Origin of the sequence: Catellatospora vulcania (genome assembly GCF_009720385.1) — a bacterium.
Taxonomy (GTDB): domain Bacteria; phylum Actinomycetota; class Actinomycetes; order Mycobacteriales; family Micromonosporaceae; genus Catellatospora; species Catellatospora vulcania.
Genome location: NZ_ML769306.1, coordinates 36,652 through 59,246, shown reverse-complemented (window position 1 = coordinate 59,246; position 22,595 = coordinate 36,652). Strand labels below are relative to the sequence as shown.

Annotated in this window: 18 protein-coding genes; 7 read left to right on the top strand and 11 right to left on the bottom strand. The window is 70.7% G+C overall.

The genetic code is table 11. The features are described from left to right. Positions 1–336: 336 nt before the first annotated feature. The 3 genes from F6W97_RS13600 to F6W97_RS40085 all read right to left on the bottom strand — a co-directional run bounded on the left by F6W97_RS13600 (position 337) and on the right by F6W97_RS40085 (position 7,242). Positions 337–2,181, bottom strand: a complete 1,845-nt coding sequence (locus F6W97_RS13600) for a GTPase (RefSeq protein WP_155370671.1) — start codon at positions 2,179–2,181, stop codon at positions 337–339. Further along, positions 2,178–5,801 (bottom strand): GTPase, encoded by a 3,624-nt coding sequence (locus F6W97_RS13595; protein WP_196279125.1) that lies wholly within the window; start codon positions 5,799–5,801, stop codon positions 2,178–2,180. Before F6W97_RS13595 ends, F6W97_RS13600 begins: the two co-directional genes overlap by 4 nt. A 637-nt stretch (positions 5,802–6,438) precedes the next feature. Beyond that, positions 6,439–7,242 carry a CHAP domain-containing protein gene (locus tag F6W97_RS40085; protein ID WP_230686657.1) on the bottom strand — a complete coding sequence of 268 codons (804 nt, stop codon included), beginning with the start codon at positions 7,240–7,242 and terminating at the stop codon, positions 6,439–6,441. A gap of 377 nt (positions 7,243–7,619) precedes the next feature. On the opposite strand from F6W97_RS40085, the gene F6W97_RS13585 reads away from it, so the two are divergent. Further along, positions 7,620–8,297, top strand: coding sequence for a hypothetical protein (locus F6W97_RS13585; protein ID WP_155370669.1), 678 nt, complete (start codon positions 7,620–7,622; stop codon positions 8,295–8,297). Between the two features lie 44 nt (positions 8,298–8,341). Continuing rightward, positions 8,342–8,509: a hypothetical protein gene (locus tag F6W97_RS13580; RefSeq protein WP_155370668.1), complete on the top strand. Its 168-nt coding sequence runs from the start codon at positions 8,342–8,344 to the stop codon at positions 8,507–8,509. A 12-nt stretch (positions 8,510–8,521) separates the two neighbouring features. Here the strand turns inward: F6W97_RS13580 and F6W97_RS13575 are convergent, their stop codons facing one another. Genes F6W97_RS13575 through F6W97_RS13560 form a run of 4 tightly spaced genes read right to left on the bottom strand, consistent with a single transcriptional unit; the run spans position 8,522 to position 13,731 of the window. After that, positions 8,522–9,847: an ABC transporter substrate-binding protein gene (locus tag F6W97_RS13575; protein WP_155370667.1), complete on the bottom strand. Its 1,326-nt coding sequence runs from the start codon at positions 9,845–9,847 to the stop codon at positions 8,522–8,524. Between the two features lie 43 nt (positions 9,848–9,890). Next, positions 9,891–10,772, bottom strand: coding sequence for a carbohydrate ABC transporter permease (locus F6W97_RS13570; protein WP_330164971.1), 882 nt, complete (start codon positions 10,770–10,772; stop codon positions 9,891–9,893). After that, complete coding sequence (locus F6W97_RS13565; protein WP_155370666.1) at positions 10,769–11,710, bottom strand: carbohydrate ABC transporter permease; 942 nt, start codon at positions 11,708–11,710, stop codon at positions 10,769–10,771. Before F6W97_RS13565 ends, F6W97_RS13570 begins: the two co-directional genes overlap by 4 nt. Beyond that, complete coding sequence (locus F6W97_RS13560) at positions 11,707–13,731, bottom strand: beta-galactosidase (protein WP_230686656.1); 2,025 nt, start codon at positions 13,729–13,731, stop codon at positions 11,707–11,709. The genes F6W97_RS13565 and F6W97_RS13560 overlap by 4 nt, the downstream gene beginning before the upstream one ends. 156 nt (positions 13,732–13,887) lie before the next feature. Here F6W97_RS13560 and F6W97_RS13555 point away from each other — a divergent pair, with 156 nt between their 5' ends. Further along, complete coding sequence (locus F6W97_RS13555) at positions 13,888–14,907, top strand: LacI family DNA-binding transcriptional regulator (protein WP_230686655.1); 1,020 nt, start codon at positions 13,888–13,890, stop codon at positions 14,905–14,907. Between the two features lie 86 nt (positions 14,908–14,993). On the opposite strand, the gene F6W97_RS13550 is transcribed toward F6W97_RS13555, so the two are convergent. The 3 genes from F6W97_RS13550 to F6W97_RS13540 form a co-directional block, all read right to left on the bottom strand. Beyond that, positions 14,994–15,359, bottom strand: a complete 366-nt coding sequence (locus tag F6W97_RS13550) for an ATP-binding protein (RefSeq protein ID WP_155370664.1) — start codon at positions 15,357–15,359, stop codon at positions 14,994–14,996. A gap of 102 nt (positions 15,360–15,461) precedes the next feature. After that, positions 15,462–16,247, bottom strand: a complete 786-nt coding sequence (locus F6W97_RS13545; protein ID WP_155370663.1) for an anti-sigma factor — start codon at positions 16,245–16,247, stop codon at positions 15,462–15,464. Then, entirely contained in the window at positions 16,234–16,803 is a 570-nt protein-coding gene (locus tag F6W97_RS13540) for an RNA polymerase sigma factor (protein ID WP_155370662.1), read from the bottom strand. Before F6W97_RS13540 ends, F6W97_RS13545 begins: the two co-directional genes overlap by 14 nt. Before the next feature lie 226 nt (positions 16,804–17,029). On the opposite strand from F6W97_RS13540, the gene F6W97_RS13535 reads away from it, so the two are divergent. Together F6W97_RS13535 and F6W97_RS13530 are read left to right on the top strand one after the other, a co-directional pair. After that, positions 17,030–17,860 carry a DUF4397 domain-containing protein gene (locus F6W97_RS13535; RefSeq protein ID WP_155370661.1) on the top strand — a complete coding sequence of 277 codons (831 nt, stop codon included), beginning with the start codon at positions 17,030–17,032 and terminating at the stop codon, positions 17,858–17,860. Positions 17,861–17,913: 53 nt separating this feature from the next. Next, positions 17,914–18,549 carry a class F sortase gene (locus tag F6W97_RS13530; protein WP_155370660.1) on the top strand — a complete coding sequence of 212 codons (636 nt, stop codon included), beginning with the start codon at positions 17,914–17,916 and terminating at the stop codon, positions 18,547–18,549. 144 nt (positions 18,550–18,693) lie between these two features. Here F6W97_RS13530 and F6W97_RS13525 read toward each other — a convergent pair whose 3' ends face one another. After that, positions 18,694–19,896, bottom strand: a complete 1,203-nt coding sequence (locus F6W97_RS13525; RefSeq protein ID WP_155370659.1) for a cyanophycinase — start codon at positions 19,894–19,896, stop codon at positions 18,694–18,696. Positions 19,897–20,152: 256 nt separating this feature from the next. On the opposite strand from F6W97_RS13525, the gene F6W97_RS13520 reads away from it, so the two are divergent. Continuing rightward, a complete protein-coding gene (locus tag F6W97_RS13520) occupies positions 20,153–21,577 on the top strand; it encodes a hypothetical protein (protein WP_230686654.1) in 1,425 nt (474 codons plus the stop codon). A 76-nt stretch (positions 21,578–21,653) separates the two neighbouring features. Further along, positions 21,654–22,514 (top strand): MurR/RpiR family transcriptional regulator, encoded by an 861-nt coding sequence (locus tag F6W97_RS13515; protein ID WP_196279123.1) that lies wholly within the window; start codon positions 21,654–21,656, stop codon positions 22,512–22,514. Positions 22,515–22,595 lie beyond the last annotated feature (81 nt).

Below are 22,595 nucleotides of genomic sequence, written 5' to 3'. Positions count from 1 at the left end.
GCCACGTACGTACAACGGTCGATGCCTGCGGTGCGTGGCGGCTGCGGGCGGCCGGATCTGGGCGCGCCGCGCATGCCGGCCGGCGGGACCGGCCTGCACCACGTCCGCGCCGCCCCGTCTTCGCCGTGCCTGGCGACTTCGTGCCTGCCACGACGCGGCCACGCGCCGGTCGGAAGGCTGAGACACCCAGACATACCCAGAAGATCAGAGACGTGGGAACCGGGTGCCGATCCGAACGCCGAGCAATGTGGACCGAGGCCCGGCTGTCCATTCCGGGCCCAGACCACCGACGTCGACGGGCTCGCCTGCAGGCCGGCGTTCGGCCGAGCGGTGACGTCATCCCTCGATCGTGGAGGTGGCCAGATCGCGGAGCACCGCATCCAGGCGGTCACGCGTGGCGGTCAGGTCCCGGCCCCGCTGGGCGGCCAGCGACACGGCGTCGTCGTCCGGAGCGCTGGAGCGCAGCGCGGCCCGCAGCTCGGCGACCTGACCCCGCCAGCCCGCACCGTCTGGACCACCGGCGAGGATCTGCTCAGCCTGCCGGTTCGCGGCGCCGTCGGCCTGCACCTGCAGGTGTGCCCGCCTGTCCCGCTGGAGCTGCGATGCCTTCTCCTGCTGCTGCGTCCGCAGCAACTCCAGCAGCACCGGCGCGACGTCGGCGGCGATCCGCAGCGTGTTGGTGGTGTTCTTCAGTTTCTCCGCGTGGCCAGGGCTGGTGATGCCGCCGGGCTTGCGCAGGTAGCTGATCAGGTCGCTGACGCCCTCATGCCGCTGCAGGTTCGCCAGCTCCTGTGCGTAGGCGGGGTCGGTCAGCACGCCTTCGACGTTGAGCAGGGTCAGCGTTCTGGCGTAGGCGTCCGGGTGGAGGCGGTCGATCAGCGCCTGATACTGGCTCAGGTGTGCCGGCACGTCGGCCGCCTTGACGCCAAGACGCAGCTCCTGCATCTTGTCGGCGAGCAGCAGACCCTTCGCCACGAAGTCGCCGAGCATGGCATCGGGGGAGCCGGAGTCCGCGGTCACGGCGTGCTTGACGAACTGCTCGACCTGCCCGGCCGTGTCACCGGGGCCGAGGGCCGGCGGGTTCAGCTCGATCTGGGCGCGTCTGGCCAGTGCCACCAGCTTGCCGGTGGACTCCGCGTGCCAGGTCGCGACGGAGGCGTTGAGCCGTTCGCTGATCTGCTCGGCCAGCTGCTCCGTCGATTCCACCTTGCCCTGCATGATCACGTTGTGCATCTCGTCGCGGATGTCATCGCGCAGCCGGCTGGCGGCTGAGGCGTCGATCGCGGCGAGCTCCTCCTCCAGCACCAGCACCCGCGACCGGTCCGCGTGAACCTGGCGCAGTTGCGCGTCGGCCTCCGACAACGCCGCGCTCACCTGCTCCAGCGCGGACGCGCCGGTCCTCGCCCAGTGCCGCACCTGCGCCAGGGCGCGCAACCGCAGCACTTGGCCGGCGGCGCTGTCGAGCAGGTCACGCAGCTGTGCCACGCCGTCCCAGTCGCGGCCCTCGGCGTAGGCAGCCGGGTTCGGCCGGGGGTTGCGCGAGTGCTGCCCGCCCGGATCGGCCACGACCGCGATGATCGGCGGGAGTTCGCCGTGGACGTGGCGTGCCAGCGCCGTCGCCACCGAGGCACGTTTGCGCTCGACGATGGCTCGGAAGCCGTCGAGGTCGTCGACCGGGTCGACGCCTGCCAGGTCGGCCTTGCTGATGACCACGACGAGCGCGCCCGGTGGGAAGAACCGGCCGCCGTGGGGGGAGACCGCCGTCCCGTCCACCAGTGCCGCCAGCCGGTCCACGTCGGTGCCGAGCAGCTGCGGGGTCACCGCCACCACCAGCAGGTCCGCCGCGGCTACGGAGGACAGCGCCACGAGGTCGTGCTTGCGCTCGTCACTGCCGAGGCCGGGCGTGTCCACGTAGGTGACACGTGTGGCGCGTGCCTCGCGGATCTGGTAGGTCTCCCGGGAGGCGCTGATGGTCAACCAGTCGGGGACCGCCGTGCCGTCCTCCACCAGCAACCGCTTGATCAGGCTCGACTTGCCGGCGCTCCACGGACCCACGACGACGACCCGCAGCGTGTCGGCATCGGCGACCTGACGCCAAGCGGTGTCGGCGGCGACGGCGGTCTGCGGCCCGGCGGCGGCTTCGATCGCCTCGCGCAGGCGGTGCACCCAGTGCGTACTCATGCGTGATCTCCCTCAAGTAGCCCGATCGCCGACTGCCGCGCTCTGTCGTAGCGGCCCAACCTTGCCTTGATCTGCTCGATCTGTTCGGTGTCCTGCCGCAGCTCCGCCGAGACCTCGTTGATCGCCTGGTCCAGCAGGCCACCCTGTGCCCACAGCCACGACAGGCCCGCGTGGGCCTCGACAAGTTGGGCTACCCACCGCCGGGCGTCTTCGAACAGCCTGGCCTCACCCTGCTCGCGTTCACCCTCGCGGCGCTTGCGGGAACGCGCGCTGAACAGGTCTTCCGCGGTGGTGGCAAGCAGCGGCACGAACGGTGCGATCCGCACGAACCGCGAAGCGACCTTGCTGCCCTGCGCTGCGAACCGCCCGACCGACTTGAGTCTGGCCAGCGCCGAGACCGCGCTGCCCGCCTTGGCCACCAGGGCCGTGTCGGTGGCGCGCTGAAGGAACCTGGCCTGCAGGCGCAGGCGTGGGTCCCGCTGGTGTGGCACGGTGCTGCCGGGATCGTAGGTCTGCATGTCCTGCGCCCAATGCTCGACCTGCCGCTGGGCGGTCGCGGCCCACTCGTTGATGTGGGCCTGCAGGTCCGGCTGATCCCCGATGGTGAGGATCTGCCGCGCGATGGCAGCCTGCACCTCCTTGTCCAGCGCCATGTCCCACTGGTCCAGGTGAGCGCGGATCGCCCCGGTGATGATCCAGTCGAGCCGGTCGACGGCCACGGCACGCAGCGCGATGGCATTCTCCAACCGCAGTTTCAGGTCGGCCTGCAGCATCGCCAGGCCCGCCATCTCCTCCTCCAGGCCGGCCTGCGCCGCCGCGGCCTGTGTGCGGAGCCTGGTCATCCGTGCGACGGCGCCTCGCAGCACACCCACGTCGACACCGGAGGGGATCAGCCACGCCCGGGCCGAGCGCCAACCGTCGGCGAAGTCGGCGGTGCCGTCCCAATCGGCCGGGGTGCCGGATCCGGTCACCGGGTCCGGCGCCAGGCACACCACCTGAACGGAGCTGACCGGACGGTCCTGCCGACCCTGCAGCCGATGCAGCTCGCCGAGCAGTTCGGCCTCCTTGCGCCGGCAGCGGAGCACGAACTCCTCCGGTGAGTCGACCGGGTCCGCGCCCATGACGTCGGCGTGTCCGAGCACGAACACCACCCGGTCCGCGAGGGGGAGGATGCCGTGCTGCGGGTCGCCGACCAGGACGGTGCTCAGATACGGGGTGGCGGTCAGGTTGGGGCTCAGCACATACCAGATGAAGGCGGCGTCGAGTGTGGCGTCCATGGCCTGCCCGTCGGCGCCCAGCGGGGGTGTGTCGACGAGCGTCACGCCCTCCCACGGGTATGTGTGCACCTGCCCGGTCGGGCCCGGCTCGATGTGCACCCGGGCCCCGGTGAGCTGCGTCATCCGCCTGATCAGCGAGGTCTTGCCGGTGCCGCGATCGCCGATGACCACCACCCGGGGGGCCTGTTCGGCATGGAGCAGCCGAAGCTGCGCGACCACCGCCTCCGCGGCCGGGTCGTCGGGGTCGCTCGACCACGCGCGAAGCCACCGCTCGGCGGACCCCGCAGCCGGCGGGCGGGAGCGTCGAAGGGTCTGCGCGACCCGGGCGGCGACGACCCGGTGCTCGGCCGGGAACGGCCGCACGCCGTCGTGACCGGTGGGCGTGCCCTGGGCGTCCACGGCCTCGTCAACCCAGTCGTCGCCGAGCCAGACCCGCCGCCCGGGACGCCCGGTCGCGGCGTACTCGGCTTCGATCGAGGCGACCGCGGTGGCGACCGCGTGCTGACCGAGGCCGCTCGGGCCGACCGCGGCGCAGAAGTCGGTCAGCAGCCTGGCCTGGCACACCGCCCGATGCTGCTGCTCGCGCAGCGCCAGCCCGGCCCTCACCAGCTCGCTGATCGAGACCACGACCTGGTCGAAGGCGAGCCTGAGCAGCCTGCCGCGCACCTGCTGCGACAGCTGCTGGAAGTTCGCGTGCACGGTCGTCCTTGCCTGGGCCAGCGCGACCGCCCTCGATTCACGCTGGCGGATCAGTCCCTTCTTGCGGAACCTGCGGCCGATGATGTCTCCGACGATGCCGACCAGAGCCATCGGTGGGAAGACGATGGTGCCGGCCGCGGCCATGGCCGAGCCATACCGGACGGCGTTGCCGCTGACCCGCAGTCCCTTGCCCGCGCTGCCGTCGAAGGACGCGCCGGTGGGCGCCAGGTTGACCTGGAGGTTCGCCTCGGCGGCGTCCAGGCGGTGCCGCAGGTGGGCGGTGAAGGCCGCGGCGACCGCCTCCACCGCGTGCTCCATCTCCGCCTGCCGGAACACCGTGCCGGCGAACTCCGCTGCGTCGATCATGCGATTGCGCGCGTAGGCGTCGTCCACCAGCACCTCCGCCCGGCGCAGGGCGTCGCGTTCCAACCGGCCGAACTGGGAGATCTGCAGGTTCGTCACGAATTCCACCACCACACCCGGGCGGCTGGAGAAGATCGTCTGGTCACTGCGCCGCTGGAGCTCATCGAGCTCGTTCAGCACCGTCACGGCCTGCGGTGACAGGGCCTCGGGCCCGGCTGCCCGGTACAGCTGCCGGGAATCGCCGAACAGCCACAGCACCTCCGCCACGGCCTGCTCGACGACGACCGCCCGGGACCTCAGGTCTTCGGCCAGCTCGGTCAGCGTGCGGGCGCCGGCCGACGCTTCGGACACCAGCTGCCGGCTCAGCGAACCCAGCCGCAGCCCCACCGCGTCGGTCGTGATCGCCCGGGTCATCAGCCGTTCCAGGGTGGACACGTGCGACCAGGCCATCAGGTTCTCGACGCCGTAGTCGCGCCGATGTTTGCGGAACGTCGCCGCGTCGTAGCCGTCGTAGGTCTCCGGCAGCCGGGCGAAGGCGGCACGCCTGCTGTTGACCGCGACGATCGGCACCTCCGGCAGGCCGATCTCGCTGAGCTGGCCCTGCAACCAGAGTGCCGACTGCGCCACGGCGTCGGACAGCTGGCGGCGAAACGCCGGATCGGGCACCCGGGGCGGCTGCCGCCAGAGCGCGTTCTTGATGTTGAGGACCGCGATGGCCTGCTTGCCGTACTCGGCAACCCATCGGGAGATCTCCGCGAACTCGGTGATCTGGGTGACCGTGTCGTCGAAGCACAGCAGCACGAGATCGGCCGTGCGGACCGCCGCGCGGGCACGCTCGTGCAGCTGTGCGGCGTCGACAGTGCGACCCCAGCCGCCGGTGCCCGGTGTGTCCACCAACCTGCTGCCCTGCCAGAGCAACGCGCCCACCTCGGTGGTGAAGTCGTTGTCCCCAGGCGAGATCAGGGTCCCGTCGCCCCGGCCCAGCGCGGTGATGAGAGTGCTCTTGCCGGCGCCGGTGCGCCCGAAGAAGACCACGTTGAACGTGTCGATCTCGGCGAGCTGATCGGTGACCATGCTGCGGAGCGTCGCGCTGGTCCGCCCGGTGAGCAGGTCGACTTCGTCGGTGACCGGCTCGCCGGATGCGTTGGCGCCCTGGCTCTCGTGCAGCGCGACCCACAGCCGCTCCACCATCTCCCGAAGACCGGCGGCGACCGGCCGGCTCTGGGCCACCGCCGCAGCGCAGGCTCGCTGGAACTCGGCGCCACTGTCCTGTCCGGTCATCCCGGGCACCGCCACACTCCCATGAGCAAGAACCGACCGAGCGATGACGCCCAGTCTGCTGGATCGGTGCGACATACCCGCTCGCGGAGCGGGGTAACCGAGATCATCACAGTGGTCGGCCTGACGCGTTCGGTGCCCTTGAGCTGTGGCGTGGTCAGTCGGTCGGTGGTGGGACGAGCTGGACGGCAAGGCACAGTCGCTGGCCGGGGTGCTCGGTCAGGCCCAACCTTGCAAGGCCGAACGCGACCCGATCAGCCGCGGAACCCTGCAGCGCCCGCCAGCGCGCCGACAAGCCGTACGCCGGCGGTGGGGCGAACGGTGGGGGACCCGCTTCGCGTCTTGTCAGCCGCGCTGACGACAAGGACGGCCCCGATCCGTGGCACGTGCGTGCCATGCTCACTGGGCCGCCCGAGCGTTGGCCAGCGGAATGGCACAGTGTCAAGGCCGCCAGGATCCGCCGGTGTACGCCGGCGGATCCTGGCGGCCCGTAGATCAGTCCTGAGGCGCTGGGCTTGTCAGGCTGTCGCGGTGGCACATGTCGCCGGCTGGCGAGCTGCCGCACGAATTCGACCGCGCCGGTCAGCGTGCGTGACAGGTGCCGGGAAGCCGGTGAGTGGCGACCGGCGAGCCGCGCGAATCACTTGAAGCGTACGAACTGGGAGAACTGGCTGTTGGCGGTGCCCACGGACACGGTGCGGTGACTGTAGGCCGATCCGCCGTTGTAGTTGTACTCGTCGACCTCGAACGTGCCGTTGGAGTTCACCCTGGTCACGAATGCGACGTGGCCCCAGGTGCCGCCGAGGCGGACGGCCACGTCACCGGCCTTCGGGCTGCCGTACACCGGGATGCCGGCGCTGCGGGCGGCGTTGGCCCAGTTGTTGGCATTGCCCCAGTGGACGCCGTCGTAGTAGTTGTGGAAGTCGACGCCCAGGCGGCTTCGCACCGCCCATGCCGCGAAGCTCGTGCACTGGCCCTTGTAGAAGTTCCACGGGTCGACCCCGGTCGTCTGCCCACGGTAGGGATAGTCGTCCTTGGCGGGGTAGCTGCCGCCGCCACCTGCGGAGACCGGCTGGTGCGAGGCGTTGTTGTTCTTCAGCGAGGCGTTCAGGTTGACCTTCGCGCCGGACGCGACGTCCTGTGACGTGCCACCGAAGTCGCTGTTGTAGTAGACGCGGATCGTGCTGCCGGTGCGGTTCCATACCGACGCCGCGTTGTTCTTGACGCACTGTCCCTGGCCGCTGCCGGCACTCTTGAACTCGTAGCACGTCGGCTGGGTGGCCCCGTAGTCGGCCTGCGACGAGACGTGGTCGGAGATCGACCCGGCGAAGTCGCTGTTGTAGTAGTAGCAGAACTCGCCGCTGTCGCAGACGCCGTCGCGTGACGCCGCCTGGGCCGGTGTCGCGGCGATGCCGACTCCGGACACCACGATGGCGATGGACACGCCAAAGGCGCGTAGCGCGCGTCCGACTCTCCCTGACATGGTTTGCCTCCCGGGGTGGAGCTGTTGTGCACGGTGAGGCGAATCTACGAAGACGACTTACAGGCCGTGTACATTCCGGCTACAGCTGCGGACGGCGCCGGTGCGACAGGGCGATCTTGGCGGCATCTGCCCGGGGCGGATCGGCGCCCCACGATTGACGAAGCATCTCGGCCACGTCGGCGCCGAGGTGGCCGGATCGGCTCACAGGGCTCTGACCAGCACAAATGCGGCGTGTCAGACGACCGACATCGCTACCACCCCGCCTACGATTCGCACTGGGCCAGGCGACTGGCGCTACAACGTGCGAGGACAGACGTACGAGCTACGGGGGTCTAACTATGACGACTGCTGTCTTGCGAGCCGCGAAAGCGGGGGCAATTCTGACGGCGCTGGGGATAGGCGTGGGCCTCATGGCCGGCGCCGCGGAGGCACGGCCGCCGCGCACCCACCAATGCATCAGCCCCATCTTCTTCGGAGGGAGCGAGCAGTGGAGGGATCTCAACCAGCGCTACGACGTCCGCGAACGGATCATCGGCCCGCCGGCGCCGGCGACCGACGACATTCCCGAGCCCCCGGACGTGCCCAACCCCGGCTGCCGCACGGCGCTGACCGGGGAGCGCTGGGTCCGCGCCGTCCCTCCCTGGCTCACGGCGACCGCGACTGAACAGGCGGCCTTCATCGACAACTTCGAGAGCGCCCGTTATGTGATCGACGCCGGGACCACCCGGGAGTGGTCCGTCACGGTGGGTCCCGAAATCCTGCGGTCCGGGACGGTGCCCGGCGACGTGCAGCCGCCGGAAACCCGAGGGCTGCCCTATGTCGCACCCGTGTCTCCCGTCTTTCATCCGCTTCGCCCGGGCACGCACACCAGCACCCTGTTCGTGACCATGAAGGAAAGGGTCTGCACCGGCCGCGCGCCCTCCCCGGGTCTGGCCGCGGCCTGTCTGGAAGCAGGCGAATCCGAGTACCCCATCCTTGACAACGGGCCTTTCACGGTTCTGAAGGGCCGCCTGTAACGGCCCACCTCCTGAAGCTGCAAGGTGAGGGCAACGAGCTCGACGTGACGATCGAGGACCCTGACGTCGTGGTGTGCACGAGCTCGATCACGGTGGGCCGGGTGGTGCAGGATCCACTGGGCCGGCGGCTCGGCCATGGCGGCGGGACACCAGGCATCGGCAGTCATGTGCTCGCGGGCCGGACTCCTTCCGGAGCCCGGCCCGCAGCATGACGTACGACGTGCTCAGGCGACCGGGATCGCCTGGTTCTTGAGGGTCTGCACGGTGTAGGCCTGAGCTCCGGTGAGGGCGTCGACGAGGGTGCCCTTGCCCGAGACCGCCGCCTTGAACCCGTCGGAGGCGTTGGCGTAGGTAGCCGTCATGCTGGGCCCCCACGTGAACCCGGCCGGGACCTGCGCCGACGCGGCGGCGAACACCTCGTAGATCTTCTGGTCGCCGTAGAACGCCACGCCGCCGGTCAGGGCGGGCAGGTTCGCCCCGGCCTTGGTCGCCGGGTACAGGTTGGCCTTCTGGTTGAGCAGGGTCAGCGCCTCATCGCTGGTGTTCAGCCACAGGGCGAACTTGGCGGCCTCGTACGGGTGCTTGGAAGACTTGAACACGGCCGTGGACGATCCGCCCCAGTTGCCCGCGCTGGCCTCGCCGCTGCTCCACTGCGGCATCGGCGCTACCCGCCACTTGCCCGCGGTCTTGGGCGCCCCGGTCGCGATCGAGTTGGCGCCCCACACCGCCGAGACCCAGGTCCATGCCTGGTCGGTGTTGTAGGCGTTGTCCCACTCGGTGGTCCACGGCGGCACCGAGGACACGAGCTTGCGGTCGATCAGGTCCTGCCAGTACTTCGCGACCTTCGTGGTCTTGTCATCGGTCAGGTTGACGGTCCACTTCTGCCCGTCGTTGCCGAACCAGTTGCCTCCGGCCTGCCAGGCCAGCCCTGCGAACTGGTTGATGTCGCTCTGGGAGAAGTTGGTGATGTAGCCGCCCGCAGCCTTGACCTTCTCCGCTGCCGCCGCGTACTCCTGCCAGGTGGCCGGCACGGCGATACCGGCCTTGTCGAACAGGTCGGCGCGGTAGAACAGCGCCATCGGGCCGGTGTCCTGGGGGACCCCGAAGGCGGCGGCCGGGTCGCCGAGGCTGACCTGGTTCCAGGTCCACGGCACGAACTGGTCCTTGGCCTTGGCGACGATGTCGCAGGCGCCCAGGTCGAACAGGCCGTCCTGGACCCGGAACCCGGGCAGGGCGTCGTACTCGATCTGGCCGAGGTCGGGAGCGTTGCCCGCCTTCAGCTGGTTGAAGAAGTTCTGGTACGTGCCGCCGTTGCCGTTCGGACCGGTCTGGACCTTGACCTGGATGTCGGGGTTCTTGGCGTTCCAGGCCTGCACGACCTGCTCGATGTTGGGGATCCAGGACGTGAACGTCAGCGTGACCGGCCCGCCGCCCGACGGGGCGCACGCCGAGGCGGTGCTGCCGCCCGGGGACGCGTCGGGCGACGAGCAGGCGGTGACGGCGACTGCTGAGGTCAGCAGGACGCTTATGGTGCGCAGGAGCGCGCTCATCAGGGTTGCCTTTCGGTGAGGGAGGTGTTGCGGGGGAAGGGTGTTACTTGACCGCTCCGGTGCTGATCCCGGTGCGCCAGAACCGCTGGAGCAGCAGGAACGCGACAGCGAGCGGTGCGATGGAGATCAGGGAGCCGACGATGACCAGGCCGCGCAGCTCGGGGACCTGGGTGATCTGCGTGTTCCAGGAGTAGAGGCCGAGGGTGACCGGGAACAGCCGCTCGTCGCTGAGCATGACCAGCGGCAGCAGGAAGTTGTTCCAGACGGCGACGAAGTGGAACAGGAAGATCGTCACCAGGGCCGGGGACATGAGCCGGGCGGAGATGGTGAAGAACGTGCGCAGCTCGCCGGCCCCGTCGATGCGGGCGGCCTCCAGCAGCCCGTCGGGCACGCCCGCGGTGGCGTAGACCCGGGCCAGGTAGACCCCGAACGGGTTGACGAGGCTGGGCAGGAACACCGCCCAGAACGTGTTGGTGGCCTGGAACTGACCGAAGATGAGAAACAGCGGCAGGGCCAGCGCGGTGGCGGGCACGAGCACGCCGCTGAGCACCACGTTGAAGATCAGTTCGCGGCCGGGGAAGCGGTACTTGGCCAGCGCGTAGCCGCACATGGCGGCGAGCAGGGTGCCCAGCAGCGCGGCGCCGCCGGTGTAGGCGACGCTGTTGAGCGTCCACCGCAGGAAGATCCCGTCGCGGTAGGCGAGCAGGTCGCCGATGTTGTCGAGCAGGTGGAAGTCGGCGAACCACAGCGGGTCGGTGCCGGTGAACTGCTCGCGGTTCTTGGTGGAGCCGACGAACAGCCACCACAGCGGCAGCAGGAAGTAGACGGTGCAGACGCCCATGATGAGCATGGCCGCGGAGCGGGGCAGGATGCTGTGGTCGCGGCGGCGGACGGTTTCGGCGGGTGTGGTCGGGTGGGTCGTCACGGCATGCCCCTGCGCTGGGTGGCCTTGAGGAAGGCGAAGGAGAGGACGAAAGTGGTCAGGGCCAGCACCACGGAGAAGGCCGCTGCCAGGTTGAAGTTGGGGATGGCGGACAGGGAGAACACGGTCATGTTCGGGGTGTAGGTGCTCGACACGGCGGAGCTGAAGCTGCGGAAGACCTGTGGTTCGGACAGCAGCTGCAGCGTGCCGATGATCGAGAAGACGGTGGTGAGCACGATTGCGGGCATCACCAGGGGGATCTTGATGGACCAGGCGATGCGCATGCGGCCGGCGCCGTCGAGGCGGGCGGCTTCGTACATCTCGGTGGGGATCGACATCAGCGCCGAGTAGATGATCAGCATGTTGTAGCCGACGTAGACCCAGGTGACGACGTTGGCGATGGACCACAGCACGGTGTCGGCGGACAGCAGGTCGACGGTGCTGGTGATCGGTTTGAGCGGCGACAGCTGGGGCGAGTAGAGGAAGCCCCACATGATCGCGGCGACGACGCCGGGCACGGCGTAGGGGACGAAGAACGCCAGGCGGAAGAACCGCCGGCCGGTGATCAGGCCCGAGTCGAGCAGCAGCGCGAGGGCCAGGGCGAGGCCGAGCATGATCGGGACTTGGACGGCGCCGAAGGCCACCATGCGGGCCACTGACGTCCAGAACGGTCCGTCGCTGAAGACGAGCCGGTACTGGGCCAGTCCGCCGAAGACTTCCTGGGCGGGGCCGTATGTTCCGGTGCGTTTGACGACGTACAGCGACTGCACGATCGAGTAGCCGATCGGGGCGAGGTAGAACAGCGCGAACAGAATGCCGAAGGGCGCCACGAACACGGCGACGGCTCGGGCATAGCGGTGCCTGCCGGGTCGGCGGATCGCAGGTCCGGTCGGGGGCGGCTGTTCGGTCCGGGTGGGGTCGGTGGTGGCGAGCTGCGTCATCGGGGCTGCTCCTGTCTGACCACGCGCACCGTGCCCGCGGGTACCCGCAGCACGGGCCCGGCGGGTTCGTCGGCAACCAGTTCGTGGCCGCTGATGTGGTGTTCGATGTCCTTGTCACCGTGGTTGATCACGAAGGTGTAGCGGTGGTCGTGGCCGCGCCTACGCACGACCTCGACGGTGCCGTCGCTTTCTGGCCCGCAGGCGGTGACGCCCGCGTCGCGGATGGCTCGGCGCAGCACGTCGCGCAGGTCCGCGGGGTCCAGCGCGGTCGCGACGTACCAGGCCTGGCCTGCTCCGTGGCGGTTGCGGGTCACGGCCGCCACGCCGGGCAGGGGGCCGTCGGTGTACCGGTCGACGGTTTCGGCGGTGGTGGTGTGCAGCAGTTCGGTCCAGGCGGTGGCGCGTGCGCCGCTGTCCAGGGTGGTCTCGGCGCCGGGTGGCAGCGGCACGAACTCCTCGACGGTCACGCCGAGCAGGTCGCGGAACGCGCCGGGGTAGCCGCCGAGCCGGATGCGGTCGTGCTCGTCGACGATGCCGCTGTAGAAGGTGACCAGGGCGTGGCCGCCGGCGTGCACGAAGTCCGACAGTGCCGTGGCGTCGCGGTCGCGGACCATGTGCAGGCAGGGCACGACCACGGCGCGGTACCGGCTCAGGTCGGCCGCGGGTGAGACGAGGTCGGTGGTGACGCCCAGTTCCCGTAGCGCGCGGTAGGCGGCGTGGACCTGGTCGAGGTAGCGCACGCCCTGCGAGGGTCGGGCCTCGGTGTCGGTGGCCCACCAGGATTCCCAGTCGAACAGGATCGCGGTGTCGGCCTCGACGGTGCTGCCGCCGACTTCGGCGAGCCGGTCGAGGGTCGCCGACAGTTCCAGGACCTCGCGCCATACGGCAGTCTGGGTGCCGGCGTGCGGGACGATGGCCGAGTGGAACTTCTCGGCGCCCTGTGCCGAGGCGCGCCACTGGAAGAAGCACAGGGCGTCGGCGCCGCGCGCGACGTGGGTCAGGGAGTTGCGCTGCAGCTGGCCGGGTGCCTTGGTCAGGTTGTAGGGCTGCCAGTTGACCGCCCCGGTGGCCTGTTCCATGAGCATCCAGGGACGGCCGCCGGCCAGGCCGCGGGTGAGGTCGGCGGCGAAGGACAGTTCCGCGACCGGGTCTTGCAGCCGGTGGTCGAGGTAGTGGTCGTTGGCGATGACGTCCATCGCCGGGGCCCACTTCCAGTAGTCGAGGTTGCGGATGTGGGCGGTGACCATGAAGTTCGTGGTGACCGGCGCGCTGGAGTGGCCGCGCAGGATGTCGGCCTCGCACAGGTAGTGCTCCAGCAGCGCCTCCGAGCTGAACCGGTGGAAGTCGACGAGCTGGGCGGGGTTGCGCACGGACAGCGCGAGCCGGGGCGGGGCGATCTCGGCCCAGTCGGCGTAGCGCTGGCTCCAGAAGGCGGTGCCCCAGGCCCGGTTGAGGGTGTCGAGGTCGCCGTAGCGGCGGGTGAGCCATTCGCGGAAGGCCTGGGCGCTGGCGTCGTCGTAGCACAGGGCGTTGTGGCAGCCGAGTTCGTTGGACACGTGCCACATGGCCAGCGCCGGGTGGTCGCCGTAGCGGTGGGCGACCTGCTCGACCAGGGCGAGGGCGTGCTCGCGGAAGATCGGCGAGCTGGGGCACCAGGCCTGGCGTCCGCCGGGGAAGCGGGTGGTGCCGTCTGCGGTGACGGGCAGGACCTCGGGGTGGCGGTGGGTCAGCCAGGGTGGCGGTGACGCGGTGCCGGTGCCGAGGTTGACGCGGATGCCGTTGGCGTGCAGCAGGTCCATGATCTGGTCGAGGGCGGCGAAGTCGTAGCGGCCGGGCTGCGGTTCGATGCTGGACCAGCCGAAGATGTTGACGGCGACTAGGTCGATGCCCGCGGCGCGCATGAGGGCCATGTCTTCGTGCCAGACGGCTTCGGGCCATTGTTCGTAGTTGTAGTCGCAGCCCAGCGTGATGCCGGGTGACGGCATCGCGGGGTGGCTGTGCCCGGGGGTCTGGTTCGGCATGGACCTTTCCTCTGTGCTCAGGCGTTTGCCCAGGTAGAGCGTGTGTGCACGAGCACACATTCGACCGGGATGACATCCGTATGGCGAATGTGTGAACGAGCACACACGCTAGCCATGGGGCTGGGCGGCGTCAATACCGTCGTTTACAGTGACCGCGTGACGACCTCCGGTGCACCCCGGCGAGCCACCGTGAAGGACATCGCCGCCGCGGCGGGAGTGTCCCGCGGGACGGTCAACCGCGTGCTCAACGGCGGCTACGTGTCACCGGAAGCCCGCACCGCCATCGAGGCGGCCATCGCCGAGGTCGGCTACGTCCCCAACACCGCGGCCCGCAACCTCAAACGCCGCCGCTCCGAAGCCGTCGGATTCCTCGCCCTCGAACCCCACACCGTGCTGCTGGAGGACCCCAACATCGGGGCCATCATGCTCGGCGCCAACGCGGTGCTGTCCCTGGCCGGCTACCAGATGGTCAGCCTCGTCGTCGACTCCGACCGCGACACCGAGCGCGTCGCGCGCTACCTCAGCGGCGGATTCGTCGACGGCGCGATCATCGTGTCCGCACGCGCCTACGACCCGATCACCAAACTCATCGGCCAGATCGGCTTGCCCGCGGTCTACGTGGGACATCCACCCGACCTCAACCACGCCATACCGTTCGTGGGCATCGACAACGCCGGCTCGGCCAAGGAGATCACCCGGCGGCTCATGGCGACCGGCCGCCGCCGCATCGCCATGATCGCACCGGCGCTCAACCGCGACTCCGGCGTCGACCGCCTCACCGGCTTCCGCGAAGCGCTCGGCGACCTGTTCGACCCCGACCTGGTGGCCGAGGTGCCGCACTACGACTACGCCGGCGGCGTCAACGGCATGCGGGAACTGCTGCACCGCGAACCCGCCGTCGACGGCGTCTTCGCCGCATCCGACGCCGTCGCGGCCGGGGCGATGCAGGTCCTGCGCGAAGCCGGCCGCGAGGTCCCGGCAGACGTCGGAGTGGTGGGGTTCGACGACAGCGCATGGGCGGCCCGCACCCAGCCGCCGCTGTCGACCGTCCATCAGCCGGCCCGCGAGATCGGCCAGAACGCGGCGGAGATCGTGCACCGCCAGATCCTCGGCCAGGGCGACGTGCCACAGAGCATGCTGCTGCCGTCGCCGGTCGTCTGGCGGCACTCGGCCTGAGCACGCACCCGCCCGGGCAGGACCCACGGCCGGAACAGCCACGCCGTATGGCGCAACGATCCTGGCCGGCCCGGCCGCAGGACTGGTCACGGCAGGCGGTAGTCGGCCCAGACCACCTTCCCGCCCAGCACGCTGCGCACACCCCACCGGGGCGAGAGCCGATGGACGATGCCCATCCCGAACCCGCCCTCGACATCGGGCTGGCGGGGCACCGGCGGTTGCGGGCTGCGGTCGGCGACTTCGATGCGCAGGAACTCACCGGTGCGCTCCAGGCTCATCGTCACCGCGCCGCCGCCGTGCAGCACGGCGTTGCTGACCAGCTCCGAAGCCAGCATCAGGATGTCGGCACGGCAGTGGCCGATCCGCCACGACCGCACCAGCAGCCCCGCGAACTCGCGCGCCACCGCCGTGCTGCTCAGGCCTCCGGGAAGGTCGATCGAGACCGCGGCCATCCGGTCACCGCCCCGCACCGCAGGCCGAACCGTCTCGCCGCGGCCACCGGCCGCATGTGCAGATCATCGTGTACGCCTCCTGTCGTGCGCCTGCCAGCGGGCTCAGGCCAGCAGCCCGCGCAGCAGGCTGTCACCGGAGTGGGCGGTGTTGTTGTCGAAGTGCTCGGCCGAGACGTCGACCAGGCGGTAGGTGCTCAGATCGGCATCGGGCGGCAACGTGAACTCGCTGTCGGCGCCGGCCCCGAGCGTGCCGATGGAGAACATCCGCAGGGTGTCGGGGTCGATGAGCCACACCTCGTAGTAGCCGTCGACCGCGGGCAGGCCGTTCACCTGCAATCGCAGCCGGTGACCTTGCACGACCTGGGCACGTCCGAGTGCCGAGGCGGGGGTGTCGCCGAAGGCCGCCAGGTCGGCGGCGGCCAGCACCGCCGGCTGTGCCGGCGCCTGGGGCCTGCTCCACCAGACGCCCCCGACCGCGCCCACGGCGACCGCGGTCACCACGACGGCCGCGGTCATCGCCAACCGCAGCCACCTGCGCCGGCCGCCGGGACGTGTCGGTCCGGTGGCGCCGCGCGGACGGCCGTCGGCGGGACGGGCTGCTGCGGTGGCGCCGCTGATCGGCGGTGGAGCCGCCGGACCGCTGCCTGCCGACTGCGGCGAACGGCGAACGGCTCCGGTCTGCGCCGCGATCGCCGCCCACACGCCAGGCGGGGGAGCGGGCAGTGCGCGCATCTCGCGGGCCTGTGACACGATGCCGGCGAGCTGCTGCATCGCGGCCACCTCCTGGCGGCATGCGCCGCAGACGGCCAGGTGCTTGACGGCCTCGGGCTTTTCGGAGAGATCGGCGAAAGCCAGCAGGATCAGCTCGTCTTGCTCAATATGCTTCACTGTCCACCTCCCAGCGCCGCTTGATGGCACCCATGCCACGCCGAATGTGGCTCTTGACGGTGCCGAGGGCCAAGCCCGTCCGCTCTGATATCTGCTGATGTGTCAGGTCATCGTAGAAGGCCAGCTCGAGCACGGTCCGCTGGTCGGCGGGCAGCCTGGCCAGCTCGTCGGCGACGACGAGCTGGTCGACGACCTGTTCGGCGGAGGCCTCGGGCGCAGGCTCGGGCTGGCGGCGGATCACCTCTTCGACCCGCTCGGCGCGTTGGCGCACCCGTACCAGATCTATGATCTTGCGGCGGGTGATGGCCAGCAGCCATCCCAGGAGGCTGCCGCGTGCTGGGTCGAACGTGGCTCGGCTCAGCCACGCCGACACGAACACCGCCTGGGTGATGTCCTCGGCGTCACCGCGGTTGCGCAGTGACCGTGATGCCAGGTGGTACACGGCTGCGCCGTGGCGGTCATACGTTTCACGCAGTGCCGCCTCGTCGCCGGCCGTGAACCTCTCGGCAAGAGCGTCGGCGTCGATCACGGCGGTTTCCTCGCGTTGCTCGGTCACCAGAGGGATCGCCTTCCGTGGAGTCGACAGGACTGTAGCCGCTGCACTCACACCGCCTCCCTTCGCGGCGCAGAAGCCCCTTCACGGATGCATACGACCGCGACCGCGCCCGTGGATGCGAAGGAGACGTACTTCTCTGTCCGCATCCACGGGCGGCGCGGGTGTCGTAGCCCCCCATGACGGCGCAGACGACCGTCTGGACCAGACGACAAGAGAAGAGAAGCTGATGCCTACCTCGATCGTGCGCCGCCTGCTGGCGCTGGGCGCAGTCACGGCGGCCGTGACCGCCGCCGGCGGCCTGGCCACGGCGATGCCCGCGCACGCTGCCACGTCGAAGGTCTCTGTGGTGCACGGCATTCCCGCCACGCCGGTCGACGTCTACGTCAACGGCAAGGCCACCCTGAAGAACTTCAAGCCAGGCGATGTCGCCGGACCGCTGGACCTGGCGGAGGGCTCCTACGACATCGACCTGACCAAGCCCGGTGAGCCGATCGACAAGGCGATCCTGTCGGTCGACGGCGCCGCGGTTCCCGGCGGCGCGAACATCAGCCTCGTCGCGCACCTCGACGAGGCCGGGAAGCCGAAGATCACCCCGTTCGTCAACGACGTCAGCAAGGTCGGCGCAGGCAAGGCGCGCCTGATCGTGCGGCACACCGCGGCCGCGCCCGCGGTCGACGTGCGCGCCGGTGGAACCCCGGTGTTCAAGAACCTGACCAACCCGAACGAGGCCAAGGCGGACCTCGCTGCCGGCACCGTGAGCGCCGATGTGGTGCTGGCCGGCACGACGACAGTGGCGATCCCCGCCACCGACGTCGACCTCAAGGAGGGCACCGCCACCATCGTCTACGCCACCGGCTCGGCGCAGGACAAGACCCTGGGGGTGGTGGCGCAGGTCATCAGCGGCCTGCACTCCGCTCCCGGTGGCGTGCCCAGCGGCGACGGCGGTCTGGCCGACGAGCCGGGCGTGAACGTGTGGTGGCTGGCCGCGGGCGTCGCGGTCCTGCTGCTGCTCACCGCCGGTAGTGTCCGGCTGGCGACCCGGCGCACCACCAGGTGATGAGGTCGTACTTCGCCGGCGCGCCCCGTCACCACGGGGCGCGCCGTCCCGTCATGTCCCGCCGGAACCTGCTCACCGGATCCCTGGGGGCGGCAGCGCTGCTGGCCACCGGCTGTACGGGCCCCCGGGCCGACGAACCCTCCGCCGACGTCGAGGCACTGGCGAGCCCGTCGCCGGCGCCAACAGCGCAGGCAACTGCGGTGCCGGTCCAGCCGGGCGCGCTGCCGCAGGCCGGCAAGGTCGTCGCGCCGGTGCGGCTGCGGATCTCCGCCATGGGACTCGACGCCCGGGTCCAGGCGGTCGGCATCGACCCGCGCACGGGCGACTTCGCCGTGCCGCCCAGCGTCGACAGCGTCGGCTGGTACCGGTTCGGACCAGGTCTCGAGGCCACCGGCGGGTCCATCGTCATCGCCGGGCACGTCGACAGCGCGGCGCAGGGCAAGGGCGCCTTCTTCGGCCTGCGTGAGCTGGACGCGGGCGACCAGGTCGAGGTTGGCGACCGGGCCGCCCGTGTGGTGCGGTTCCAGGTCGTCGCCGTCGAGCAGTTCCGCAAGACGAAGATCCCTTTGGCGCGCTACTTCGCCCGCGACGGGGCGCTGCGGCTGAGCCTGATCACGTGCGGCGGCCCGTTCGACGAGGCGAGCCGGCACTACCGGGACAACATCGTCGTCACCGCCAGGGCGGTGTGACCGCGGCCGGCGCCGGGTCCGCGTACCCGGCGCCGGCCTTGCCGCATGGTCGGGTGAGGCGCCGGCCGCGGGCGGTCCGGGTACGCCCGGCCGGTGAGCGGGCGGGTCCGGCGGGCGGTCGCGCGCCGGACCCGCCCGCTCCCGTCAGACCTGCCGGATGTGGACGGCGAGATCGCAGAACGCGGCCGCGGTGTGGCCGTCGGCGGTGTAGGCCGTGAACCCGGGACGTTTGGCCAGCGTCACCGCGAAGCGCGGGTCCTGCTGGCGCGTGTGGCCCACCACCGTGCCGTCGCGGGAGCCGGCCAGTTCCAGGGCCAGGGCGGTGGCCACGTCGTCGCCGAAGACGTCGCTGCTGTCGGCGATGGTGCGTGCGCCGCCGGGCCGCAGCTGCCGCAGGGTGTGCGGGACGCGGACACGGCGGGTGGCGGGGTGGTAGGCGAAGCCGGCGGTGAGGTGGCTCCAGCGGACGCCGTCGCGCAGGTCGAGCAGGTTGACGCCGCCGGCGCCCAGGACGCGGCTGCGCTCGTCGCTGCTGCCCGGGTCGGTGACCAGCAGCGCCGTGTTCGGGTCGAGGCCGTAGACCCGGTCGTGGCCGGTGTCTTCGGCGAGTCGGACGGCGCGGCCGAGGCGGCCGTAGGCGGAGAAGTGGGTGTCGATGAGCCCGGAGGTGAGCAGTCCGAACCCGCCGGCGGGCCAGTAGCCGCTGGTGTTCGGGTCGTCGAAGTAGCCGGGCTGGGCGCCGTCGCGCAGGGCTTCGTAGCTCTCGCCGCCGGTGACCATGTCGGCGGCCTGCTGGATCTGGGCTCCGGCGCTGCTGCCGGCGATGACCGCTCCGGCGCGGTGGCGGCGTCGGATGGCGGCGAGCACGAGGGTGTCGGTGTGGGCGTCGCCGTGCAGCAGGGTGGTGACGTAGCGGAACTGGTCGCCGCCGCCGAAGAAGAAGCCGGTGCAGCCGGCGGCGAGGGCGGCTACGGCGGGGTCGTCGGCGGCGGTGATGCGGTCGAGGTCGACGGGGATCCATACGGCGTCGCCGGCGCCGTGGGAGCGCAGCAGGTCGGCGTAGTACTGCCCGTTGGTCTGGCTGTTGATCGCGTCGGGAGTCCCGGCGTCGGGGTCCTGGCTGGGTGGGATGGATGCGGCGGTGAGCACGCCGATGCGGGCCGCGGGGCCGCCGGCGCGGCGGACGATCTCGCCGTAGATCTCGGTGTTGTCGTCGGCGAGGGAGCCGCCGACCAGGATGAGCGGGCCGCGGCGGGGGCCCGCGGCGGTGGCGGGTGCGGCGGGGCCGAAGGTGGTGAGCGCGGCTGCGCCGAGGGCGCCGGCGAGCAGGGTGCGTCGTCGGGTCATGGGGTGCCTCCCGGGGGTGGGAGGCTCCGCCCGCCGCCGCGCGGTGGGATTGGGGTTCCAAGCGGCGGACGGAGCCGGACTGGGTGTCGGCGCGGTGCGGGCGACGCGACAGCACGTTACAAGCTCGCGTACTGTACGTCTAGATGTAACGAACGTTACGGCCGTGTAAGTAATGGAAACTACAGATGTACAAGAATCAGCCTCGACTGTACGGTGCGATACATCCCAGCGTGGTGGGATCCGTCGAGGAGGATCTATGCCCCCCATCTCCCGCCTGGCCGCAGCGACCACCGTCGCCGTGCTGGCAGGCACCCTTATCGGCACCCCGGCGCACGCCTCCGTGACCCGGGTCCGCCAGGGCAGCGCCACCGATGTCAACCGCACCACCTGGTCCGGGCCCGCGTACACGATGAACGGCTCCGGTGCCGTCGTCGCCGCCACGATGAGCAAGGCCGTGGACGCCATCCGCGGCGGCAGCGGCAGCATCGACGTCACCGTCGTGGCCGGATCCGCGCCGAGCTCGGGCAGCAAGACCCCCGAGTGCGACACCATCGTCGGCCTGGCCAACGTCAACTCCTGCACCACGCTGACCCTGACCGCCACCAATGACGGCAACAACAGCCAGGTCAACACCGACATCCGCAACGCCGAGTTCGTCTACTTCGCCGGCGGCGACCAGTGCCGCTACGCCAACTGGAAGGGCACCGCGCTGCGTGCCTCGGTCCAGTCGGTGGTCGCCAAGGGCGGCGGCGTCGGCGGGGGCAGCGCCGGGCACCACATCAACAGCGACGTCGTGTACGACGCCTGCACCGGCAGCGTGCTGTCCAGCGAGGCGCTGGCCGACCCCTACGACAGCTACATCAGCTTCACCACCGCCATGTTCGAGTGGCCGAACTACGCCAACACGATCAACGACTCCCACTTCGTCGCCCGCGACCGCATGGGACGCCTCATGGCCTTCGTGGCCCGGTCCGTCAAGGACGGGCTGACCAGCGGCGGCGCGGCCTGGGGTGTCGGCGTGGAGGAGGGCGCTTCGCTGTTCATCGACGCCGCGGGCAAAGCCACCCTCACCGGGCCGAGCGCGTACGTGGTGCTCGGCGACCACCAGCCCGAGCGGGCCGTGGCCGGGCAGTCGCTCAGCTTCTCCGGGTTCAAGATCTGGAAACTGACCGCCGGCCAGACCTACGACTTCGCCAACCGGCCCACGTGCGGCTACTACCTGCGCAGCGTCACCAACGGCGTCGCCGACGCCAACCTGTACAGCGGCACCCCGCTGACCTCCTGCCCGCCGCCCGGCGGCGGGGGCGGGGGCGGCTCCACCCACGCCGAAACCGAGCCCAACGACTCCCGCACGGCCGCCGACAGCATCGCATCGCTGACCTACCCCGCCACCGTCACCGGGAACATGGGCAGCAGCTCCGACCGCGACTACTTCGCCACCACCCTGGCCTCGGGTCAGACCATCACCGTCAACTGCGCGATCCCGTCGGCCTACGACGCCGACCTGTACCTGCTCAGCTCCTCCGGCAGCACGCTGGTGCGCTCGGTCAACGACGGCGCGGGCGCCGACGAATCGCTCACCTACACCCGCACCGCCTCGGGCAGCGCCACCGTCTACATCGAGCTGGAGGCCTACTCCGGCGCCGGCTCGGCGGCATACTCCTGCACCGTGGCCAAGTGACCGGCGGCTCCCGCCCGGCGCGCGCCGGGCGGGAGCCCTCGCCCGCGCGTGGCTAGGCTGTCCGCGGAGGTGGCAGATGACCGCAGTCGAGCAAGGCGTCGCCGGGATGATCCACGCCCGGCTGGGCGAATGCAGCCCGGCCGAGCGCCGGGTGGCCCGGGTGCTGCTGGCGGCCTACCCCTCGGCGGCGCTGGAGACGGTGGCGGTGCTGGCCGAGCGGGCCGGGGTGAGCGGGCCGACGGTGCTGCGCTTCGTCAACCGGCTCGGCTTTCGGGGCCACCCCGAGTTCCAGAAGGCCGTACGGGACGAGCTCGCTGAGCGCGACACCTCGCCGCTGGCCGCATACACCGCGGAACCGCCCGCTGCCCCCGGCGGGGCGCTCCAGCGCGCCCGGCGGGTGCTGCCCCAGGCCGTGGAGGCCACCCTGGCCGAGCTGCCCGAGGCCGAGGTCGAGGCGGCGGTGCGGCTGCTGTCGGATCCGCAGTTGCGGGTCACCGGCCACGGCGGCCGCTTCTCGGCGCTGCTGGCCCACTACCTCGTGATGCACCTGGTGCAGATCCGCGGCAACAGCCGCCTGCTGCCTGCCGGCCAGGTCGAGCGGGCCGGGCTGCTGGCCGGCCTGGGCCGCAAGGACCTGCTGGTGCTGTTCGACTACCGCCGCTACGAGCAGCCCACGCTGCGGCTGGCGCAGGCGGCCAAGGAACACGAGGCGAAGATCATCCTGTTCACCGACCGGTGGCTGTCGCCGGTCGCGGGCGTCGCCGACGTCGTGCTGCCCAGCCGGGTCGACTCGCCGTCGGCCTACGACAGCTTCGTGCCCACCGTGGCGGTTCTGGAGACCCTGATCGACGGCGTGATCGCCCGGCTGGGCCCGGCCGCGGGCGAGCAGTTGAGCTCAATCGAGGCGGCGGCGCAGCGGTACGGCCTCCTCGAATGATCTTGTTACATCAAAACGTAACTTCACAATCTCTGTAACGCCTATTACAGTCCCGGGTACTGAGTTTCAGTAACCGGGAGG

Excerpts from the sequence above, each read along its gene's own strand:
- F6W97_RS13600 (WP_155370671.1), bottom strand. The coding sequence starts at position 2,181 with ATGAGTACGCACTGGGTGCACCGCCTGCGCGAGGCGATCGAAGCCGCC.
- F6W97_RS13595 (WP_196279125.1), bottom strand. The coding sequence starts at position 5,801 with ATGACCGGACAGGACAGTGGCGCCGAGTTCCAGCGAGCCTGCGCTGCG.
- F6W97_RS13585 (WP_155370669.1), top strand. The coding sequence starts at position 7,620 with ATGACGACTGCTGTCTTGCGAGCCGCGAAAGCGGGGGCAATTCTGACG.
- F6W97_RS13575 (WP_155370667.1), bottom strand. The coding sequence starts at position 9,847 with ATGAGCGCGCTCCTGCGCACCATAAGCGTCCTGCTGACCTCAGCAGTC.
- F6W97_RS13565 (WP_155370666.1), bottom strand. The coding sequence starts at position 11,710 with ATGACGCAGCTCGCCACCACCGACCCCACCCGGACCGAACAGCCGCCC.
- F6W97_RS13560 (WP_230686656.1), bottom strand. The coding sequence starts at position 13,731 with ATGCCGAACCAGACCCCCGGGCACAGCCACCCCGCGATGCCGTCACCC.
- F6W97_RS13550 (WP_155370664.1), bottom strand. The coding sequence starts at position 15,359 with ATGGCCGCGGTCTCGATCGACCTTCCCGGAGGCCTGAGCAGCACGGCG.
- F6W97_RS13535 (WP_155370661.1), top strand. The coding sequence starts at position 17,030 with ATGCCTACCTCGATCGTGCGCCGCCTGCTGGCGCTGGGCGCAGTCACG.
- F6W97_RS13530 (WP_155370660.1), top strand. The coding sequence starts at position 17,914 with ATGTCCCGCCGGAACCTGCTCACCGGATCCCTGGGGGCGGCAGCGCTG.
- F6W97_RS13525 (WP_155370659.1), bottom strand. The coding sequence starts at position 19,896 with ATGACCCGACGACGCACCCTGCTCGCCGGCGCCCTCGGCGCAGCCGCG.
- F6W97_RS13520 (WP_230686654.1), top strand. The coding sequence starts at position 20,153 with ATGCCCCCCATCTCCCGCCTGGCCGCAGCGACCACCGTCGCCGTGCTG.
- F6W97_RS13515 (WP_196279123.1), top strand. The coding sequence starts at position 21,654 with ATGACCGCAGTCGAGCAAGGCGTCGCCGGGATGATCCACGCCCGGCTG.